The sequence below is a fragment of the Paenibacillus helianthi genome (assembly GCF_001909055.1).
GTDB lineage: Bacteria > Bacillota > Bacilli > Paenibacillales > Paenibacillaceae > Paenibacillus_AQ > Paenibacillus_AQ helianthi.
The window spans coordinates 1-7,835 of sequence record NZ_LVWI01000101.1 but is presented as its reverse complement, the minus strand read 5'-3'; the positions used below and the strand labels follow the sequence as shown (position 1 = coordinate 7,835).

Genomic DNA, 7,835 nt, shown 5'->3' with positions numbered 1-7,835 from the left:
TTTGAACGTCTGGATCAATGGACGCGAATGAGGGTGCGAGCCTTTATGCGCAAAAAGAGATCTACGGTGTCAAACCGGCTGATACCAAACAAAGTACTGGAATCAGCCGGAATGGTATTTCTAACAAGCTTACTCACCACACGTTCCTAATTCAGGAGTGAAATAAGCAATCCGGCGACGGATGAAGGAAACTCACTCCTGAAGATGGGGAACTGACGAAGGAAAGCCGTGTGCGGGAAATCCGCATGCACGGTTTGACGGGGAGTCCGAGGGAGTAATCCCTCGTCTTACCCTACTATTGTGCTGTGGGATAGACTGACCGCAAGGCACATGAACAGGCAGGATAATGCTGGTAAATGCCGAATTTACCTATGTTAACTATGGTGAATAGGGGGGAGTCCATGCAAGGAAGCGAGTTGTATGTTTATCACATTGTCACTAGGAAAAAGATGGACCTTGGACAGATCATTAGCTTTGACAAAAATCAAAAAAACACCTTATATCACTTCTTTTTTGAGAAGGAACAGATGAATTCTAAAGGTGAAGATATGATTCAAATTTTGCATGGTCATTATACAAATGACGGCTTAAAGATGGATAAAGAGAATGCAGATGTAGCGATTAGATATATGGGGCAGACAATCAGGGCTATTAGAGAAGCAATATGTGAGATGGTTAGATTGCAAGAATATCCTGAATATCCTTCACGGTTGTCTTGCTTGTATGCTGCGAAGAGCTATGAAGACGCTCAGAAATGGAAAGAACTATTCGATGCTTACCATCGAAAAGTTCTGCAGATCGTTAAACTTCGGGTCATTGGGATTATCTTTGAAGGTGACGGCAATCTTTTACCAAAGGAAGATGGAATTCCGTTCTCCCAAAAAATCGAACAAGCCAGAGAATATTGGAAAGGCAATATACATAACAATCTTCCTGAGCTGTTGATCAACGGACAAATCGAAGTTGTAGAAATTATTGATGAATTCTCCGCTTCATTTCAGCAGAATGGTTGAAAAACCATTGAGCTAGTAGGCATAAAAGAGAACGTGGTGGTACGCTATAAAAAACTTTCTGGGAGCTGAATGATGAGCGAATTTAGTGCAAGTTATCATTTACAGACAAGCGATCAGCAAAAAGCCGTTGAATTAATTAGAGCTTCAAACAATAAAGGATTTGTTTTCCCTGAGTCTAATGGTTGGGTGACTTTCATTGTTAAGGGACCGGCATTTGGTATCCGGAAAGCGATTGTATCGCTAAATCCAGGCTTATTAGTTCATTATTCATATATGGAAGATCACGGATGGGCACTATCATTTTTTGAGAAGGATGAACTCATATCTACATATAAGTGCGATTGGACTGAGGAACTACATATTGAGAAAGATAAGCTTGATATAGTTCTCCTTAGAGAATTAATTATTAAGCAAGGTAATTCAATTGAAGACTTGGAAAAAGCTTTAGATTTAGCGGAAGATATTGGTGAAGAGCCTCCAGCTTATTTTATCGCAAATAAACTAGGATTAAGCTATTATGAATGGTTGTCCGCTGATAACATCGGCGATGGCTCATATTATAAAAACTTAGTAATTGTGGATTAATCGAGAAAGAGAAGACTAAACCCCGGAAGGTTCGTGAAGGTGGGAACGCTACTTTCAATTACGTAATGGGAAATGATAGAGGAAAAGCAGATTGCATTGGCAGTCTGCTTTTTTCATTGAAGTAAAGGGCAGCTTACGTTGAAGATTAAAATAGACTGGCCTAGTCAAATAAATGAAAATTGTACCTTCTAATCTTTTTTGAGAGGTTTATGCTCGTAATAAAAGACATTTTACTTTTGAAAGGTTGTATTTATTATGTTTACAGGTTTATCTGCATTTCCTCTTACTCCAATGAATGAGACCGGAATAGATGAGATGGCTTTAGTGCAATTACTCAAACGTTTAGCCTCAGCAAGAGTAGATTCAATTGGAGTTTTAGGGTCGACTGGTAGTTATGTTTATCTCAATCGGGAAGAACGACTGCGTGTTACTCAACTCGCAATTGAGTACGCCGAGGGGATACCAATAATGATTGGAATTAGTGCTTTACGTACACGTGATGTTCTCCAATTAGCCGAAGATGCTCAGAAGGCAGGGGCGAATGCTGTACTCCTAGCGCCAGTTTCCTATCAGCAACTTACTGATGACGAGGTGTTCTCACTGTATGAGACAGTAACAAAATCTCTTTCTATACCATTGTGTGTGTACGATAACCCAAGTACAACTCAATTCCGGTTCAGTGATCATTTGCATGGGCATATTGCGCGGTTACCAATAGTCCATTCCATAAAGATACCCGGGGTACCGGATTTCGATTCTGCTAAGCAGAGAGTGGAACAACTACGTGCCCATATACCAAAGGATGTTTCTATAGGAACTAGTGGAGATCCGTATGCAGTGGTTGGTTTAACTGCTGGATGCGAGGCATGGTACTCTGTACTTGGTGGTTTGTATCCTGATATTTGCATAAGTATAACCCGTGCAGCTCTGGGCGGGAATTCGGTCAATGCTGAGAGACAATCTGCTTTTCTTGCCCCTCTTTGGCAAATGTTTCAAAAGTATGGTAGTTTACGCGTCGTTGCTACAATTGCGGAAATTCAGGGGCTGATCAACAATCCGAGTCTTCCGTTACCGCTAAAAAGTTTAGATGGAGTTGCTCGGCAAGAATTAGGAAATATCCTTGCTGACTTGCAACTCGAAATCCCGTTATGCTAACGAAACGCTAGCTCAAACACGATAAGGCAGCCGGTCAGTAAACGCGATCGGCTGCTCTTATTTAACTAAAGGTCACTATAACGTGGCGTATGATCAGACTAAGACAGGACTCACGACATCTTTTTTATAACAGTTTTATACTAATCGCAAAAAATTTATTAGTAGTATACTATTGGATGAGTGTCCATTATTGAAGGGAGTGATGAGGTATGAAGAATATTTTTGCTGTCACGGTTGTTAGGGAGGAAGTTCAATTATAGTCGCAGAGGAATTCCTCTGTGATATCAAAATTCCGGAGGAATTTATGTGGTTATTGAATTAAAGCCAGTATCATTTGAGAACTGGTACGATTGTACCAAGTTAAATGTAAAGCAAGAACAAAAAAGTGTGTTTCCAGCTCCTGTTGTCTATTGGATCGCAGAATCTAAATACGTTCATGATTTTGAGTTGCGTGCAATATATTCCGAGGCGTTGCTAGTCGGATTTATGGTCTTTTGTAAAACCCCCGACGAAGACGGTAACCACTGGATACCTGCACTCATGATTGATGAGAATCATCAAGGGAATGGTTATGGCAAATTAGCAATGGAAAAATTAATTGATCTTATGAGTGGGAATAGTTGTAACAAATTAATGATCGGGCACAAACCTGACAACTTGATTGCTGGGAACCTGTATGAATCCTTGGGGTTTCAGAGGGCTAGCGATGAAATTATTGATGGTGAAATCATACGTTTTCTACAACTTAATTAAAGAATCTTCCTAGTAATAAGCGGAAATGAGCAGATTGCATTGGCAGTCTGCTTTTTTCTTTGAAAGTAACGGCAGATTTGTGGAACAGCAGGACCGTACAACCATTTACATTTACAATTAATTCCAGTGCAGTATAATAAGCGAGCGCTAATACAATATTTATCTAGGAGGCTATATGTAGGAAAAATTTGCGCTTACCAATAAGGCTGCTTGGGAAACGAAAGCTTATCAGGCTTGGGTACAGTACCATGGATCTCCTAATGAATTTGCTCAAACGTTAAAAACAGATCCTCGGCACCCTTTAAGGTATTGGTTGAAGTACATAGGTAATCCATCAGGTAAGAAAGTATTAAATCTACTTGGTTCTCACGGTAAGAAGGCAATTTGTTTAGCCTTGTTAGGCGCTGATGTTACCCTGTTCCGTTGACTCCCTTATATGCATGAACAAGTTTAGTGTAAAAACTAAAGCAATAATTAGATTTGTTAGACTCAACTAACGGAAAACGTTAATTCAATAGGAACAAGTAGGCAGCCGCTCAAAAGATCGGTTGCTTTTCTTTAAGCTAATGGGCAGGATAATGGATGTGAGATTTCTTTGATTTAGTCCAATTAAATTTTGAGCTTATGCATTTTGTTTGCTTATTTTCTTCTACTAAAGATACAAGGGGGAAAAGTTGCTTTTGGAACACACTGGTGGGTGAGAAAACAGAAGAGAATACTTGTTAGCAAAAATGATGACAAGTAAAATATGGATATATTAATTGGATATTGACTGGGCATGATGGAAGTGAAAAAATGCGATGACTCGGATGTTTTTTTAAACCGACCCAGGATGTCATAAAGACAGAAACGTTATGTGAAATACCATTAAAAAACAAGGAAATGAGGGATATGCTCAATGACGTTACAAAACTTATTTAACGAAAAACCAACTAAATTATGGAATGAGAGAATGTCAGTAGATGGAGATGAGTTTTTTACGAAAGAGAGATTACTAATGTCTGATAAAGTCCTGGATAAATTTATAAACCGATTATTATTATTACAAGAAACTAAACATCCTGAGAGTATTATGAAGGCTGTGGAAGAAATTGTAGTTACGTTAATGAAATGAATGAGGACAATGGCTATTTTATTGAAACAATGGAGCGCGAAGAATTGGCTGATTTCATTGACAAGGCAGCTAGGCTAGCTGGATTAGAAATTGAGGAGGATCAAGATATTACAGAAGAATGGAGGGAGTGGTAATTTTGTTGATTAGTATTTGTAAATTGACTCAGTAAAGTCCATAGTTCTTCACATAACACAATATTTACGCCTCGGGCTCAATTCAGTCCGGCAGGCAGATATAAATAGAATTCAACACAATTCCTCATAGAGGAAGGATAGTTCCAGTCAATGGTAAGATAGACATAAGAATTAATTTGAGAATGGAGGTATCATGTGGAACCTGACTTGGAGAAGGAGCTAAAGGAAATATGTACAGACCTTTATGTGAAGTTAAGGGGGAACGGAGGCGGAAATGGGAATGCTTTGATTGATCACGGCTTGATTCAACATCTTCATACAACGTTGGATGCCTACAAGGAATCCATTCATAAAGAAGAAATGGTTTCAAAAGAATTAGTATGGTCCCTTTTTTATACCTGCAGCAGGTTCTATATACAAAGTAAATATTCTAGAAATGCCGTAGATCTCATGAGAGAATTTGATAAATTAAACTATAAGTTACTTCGCACTTTCGACAATTACGACAATTAGCAAGTATTTACTACTCGATGGCTTAGAGCTAACTGAAAACGATAGAAAAAGCGGTTTCTTGCGGGAACCGCTTTTGTTTTTCTTTACTAATTGGGCAGTTTAGTGCAGCTCTTTTATATAAAAGGACTTGCTACTACTATTCTCCTGTTAAAATATGGGGGTTGTTAGATTCATTTAAAAGGACGGCGAATTACTTTAATAATGCGTGCCCCTTTACTAATCAGTCTTTGTGCTTGAGCCACATTTATTCTAACGAGCACTGCTACATCGGTAGAGTTCTCAACGTCGAATACTGAAAAGATCTGCCCATTGGCGAACAGTACTCCTTTAAGCTCAACTTCTTTTCCGCGGGTTGGTCTTGGAACAGTATTTTGAATTTTGCAACGCATTACACCCGCACGTATTAGACGGCGTGCTTGTTCAGTAGTCGTTCTAACCGCGAAAATCGGGTCTATTTCTACCCCTGTCGTTTTCGCTTCAATTTCAGATATTAGAAAAAATTTACTTCCTATTTTTGCAATACAATTGGAGCCTATGGTAACCGGATTTGCCATAGTGTATCACCCCCTCGAAACATGGTATGTATAGAAGGAGAATTAAGAAACGGCGAAGTTCCTAGCCGAGTAGCTTTCATATGTAAAAAAAGTTGCATGAACTGTGCCATAGATTACAAACAGATTTTATTCCACTAACGGGAGGATAGTTTAATTATGTTTGTTTTATCCTAATTATTTTGTCTATCCATCGTGGTATTATTGAATGCAATAAACAATATAACACTTCTGATGGGACGTGATTTGAATATGAAGGATCCCTTTAATCTGATGAATTTGGATATAGAAGAAGCAAGTATATACGAATTACAAAATGCGATGGAACAAGGTGAATTTACTTCAAAAGAATTAGTGTTTTGCTACTTATCACGTATCGCAAAATATGATCAGGATGGCCCTCACATAAATTCCATCATGGAAATTAATCCCGATGCCATTTTCATCGCAGAAGCACTCGATATAGAACGTCAGCGCAAGGGGAGTAGAGGACCGCTTCATGGCATACCGATTCTCGTTAAGGATAATATTGAAACCGGAGACAAGATGCGTACCAGTGCGGGAGCTTTAGCACTAGCACAGCATGTAAGTACGAGGGACGCTTTCTTGATTCGCCGATTAAGAGAATCGGGGGCCATCATTTTGGGCAAGACGAATATGACAGAATGGGCTAACGGTATTTCCTCGACGATGTGGGCAGGTTATAGTTCAAAGGGGGGGCAGGTCGCGCACCCCTATGGTGATTTTTTCGTAGGCGGATCCAGTACGGGATCGGCAGCAGCGGTGGCCATGAGTTTTGCAGCGGCGGCGATAGGCACAGAAACCTCCGCTTCAATTCTAAGTCCGGCCATACAGATGTCTATTGTCGGCATTAAACCGACCATCGGCTTAATTAGCCGCTCAGGACTTATTCCTTTTTCTTATTCACAAGATACAGCAGGGCCGATGGCAAGGACGGTTTCAGATGCGGTTGTTCTGCTTAACGCATTAGCTGGAAGGGATGAGCGCGACCCAGCAACCTGGCGTAATGACCATGCTATAGAGGACTACACACCGTTCTTGGACAAGAATGGCCTACAGGGAGCTAGAATTGGGGTCTTTTGTGAAGTGCCAGATTCCCAGCGTGAATCTGGTGAATATAATGAGGAGCTATTTCATCAAGCATCCTCCGAATTGATAAAAGCAGGAGCCGAAGTAGGAGAAAATATCGACATTCCTTCGTTTCATGGTCCATGGCATTGGAACAAGATGAATTTAGAATTCAATCATGGAGTGGAGAATTATTTGCAGCGCCTCCCGGCACACATGCCGGTTCATTCATTGTCCGAACTCATCGATTGGAATGAAAAGTATGCAGATGCAGCCCTGAAATATGGTCAAGATATATTAGAATTCCGGGAAGGGCTAACCGATCCCTTGAAAAATAAAGACTATATCATGGAATCAATTATGGATTTATATCTAGCCCAGAACGAAGGAATAGATTATGCGATAAATAGTTATCAGTTAGATGCGATAATGTTTCCAACTTATATTGGAGCGGATATATGTGCCAAAGCTGGTTATCCATCTATTGCTATCCCCGCAGGGTACGGAGCAAACGGCAGACCATTTGGCATTACTTTTGCCGGAAAAGCATTTACTGAACCCACCTTAATTCGCATAGCTTATTCTTTTGAACAAATAACAAAACATCGCAAAAAACCTATATTCAACTAAAGGAGCCATTCCTGTAATGAATTAATTTGAGGTTTGAATGAAAAAAGCGCCAGCTGTATACTGGGAAACGTTCCGTCCAGAGAACAAATTCCAGCGCAGGAGGCACTCAACATGAAGTATAAACAATCGAAGAAACAGAATCAACGGATTATGAGAATTTCCGACAAGACCCTTGTCGTAGGCGCAGACATCGCTAAGGAAACCCATGTGGCCCGAGCCATTGACTTTCGGGGAATTGAACTGGGGAAAGATTGTGTATTCTCCAATACACGAACAGGTCTGGAGCAACTGGTACAGT

The 7,835-nt window shown here is 40.1% G+C and carries 7 protein-coding genes and 2 pseudogenes; 8 read left to right on the top strand and 1 reads right to left on the bottom strand.

All coding sequences use genetic code 11. The features are described 5' to 3' along the window. Window positions 1-401: 401 nt before the first annotated feature. From A3844_RS29895 to A3844_RS29875, 6 genes and pseudogenes are all read left to right on the top strand, one after another. Window positions 402-1,013, top strand: coding sequence for a DUF2441 domain-containing protein (locus A3844_RS29895; protein WP_074109403.1), 612 nt, complete (start codon window positions 402-404; stop codon window positions 1,011-1,013). A gap of 69 nt (window positions 1,014-1,082) precedes the next feature. Then, window positions 1,083-1,598, top strand: coding sequence for a hypothetical protein (locus tag A3844_RS29890; protein WP_244169894.1), 516 nt, complete (start codon window positions 1,083-1,085; stop codon window positions 1,596-1,598). Window positions 1,599-1,853: 255 nt separating this feature from the next. Next, a complete protein-coding gene (locus tag A3844_RS29885; RefSeq protein ID WP_074109401.1) occupies window positions 1,854-2,753 on the top strand; it encodes a dihydrodipicolinate synthase family protein in 900 nt (299 codons plus the stop codon). A 306-nt stretch (window positions 2,754-3,059) separates the two neighbouring features. Further along, a complete protein-coding gene (locus A3844_RS29880; protein ID WP_143186180.1) occupies window positions 3,060-3,506 on the top strand; it encodes a GNAT family N-acetyltransferase in 447 nt (148 codons plus the stop codon). Window positions 3,507-4,404: 898 nt separating this feature from the next. After that, window positions 4,405-4,754, top strand: a pseudogene (locus tag A3844_RS33925) (hypothetical protein). 195 nt (window positions 4,755-4,949) lie between these two features. Next, entirely contained in the window at window positions 4,950-5,267 is a 318-nt protein-coding gene (locus A3844_RS29875; RefSeq protein WP_074109400.1) for a hypothetical protein, read from the top strand. Window positions 5,268-5,437: 170 nt separating this feature from the next. Here A3844_RS29875 and A3844_RS29870 read toward each other — a convergent pair whose 3' ends face one another. Next, complete coding sequence (locus A3844_RS29870) at window positions 5,438-5,821, bottom strand: hypothetical protein (protein ID WP_074109399.1); 384 nt, start codon at window positions 5,819-5,821, stop codon at window positions 5,438-5,440. A gap of 249 nt (window positions 5,822-6,070) precedes the next feature. On the opposite strand from A3844_RS29870, the gene A3844_RS29865 reads away from it, so the two are divergent. Beyond that, entirely contained in the window at window positions 6,071-7,537 is a 1,467-nt protein-coding gene (locus A3844_RS29865; RefSeq protein WP_074109398.1) for an amidase family protein, read from the top strand. A 111-nt stretch (window positions 7,538-7,648) separates the two neighbouring features. Then, window positions 7,649-7,835, top strand: a pseudogene (locus tag A3844_RS29860) (IS110 family transposase); the annotation flags it as partial.

Bases quoted from the DNA above. Each gene is read 5' to 3' on its own strand.
- A3844_RS29865 (WP_074109398.1), top strand. From the start codon at position 6,071: ATGAAGGATCCCTTTAATCTGATGAATTTGGATATAGAAGAAGCAAGT.
- A3844_RS29885 (WP_074109401.1), top strand. From the start codon at position 1,854: ATGTTTACAGGTTTATCTGCATTTCCTCTTACTCCAATGAATGAGACC.
- A3844_RS29890 (WP_244169894.1), top strand. From the start codon at position 1,083: ATGATGAGCGAATTTAGTGCAAGTTATCATTTACAGACAAGCGATCAG.
- A3844_RS29895 (WP_074109403.1), top strand. From the start codon at position 402: ATGCAAGGAAGCGAGTTGTATGTTTATCACATTGTCACTAGGAAAAAG.
- A3844_RS29870 (WP_074109399.1), bottom strand. From the start codon at position 5,821: ATGGCAAATCCGGTTACCATAGGCTCCAATTGTATTGCAAAAATAGGA.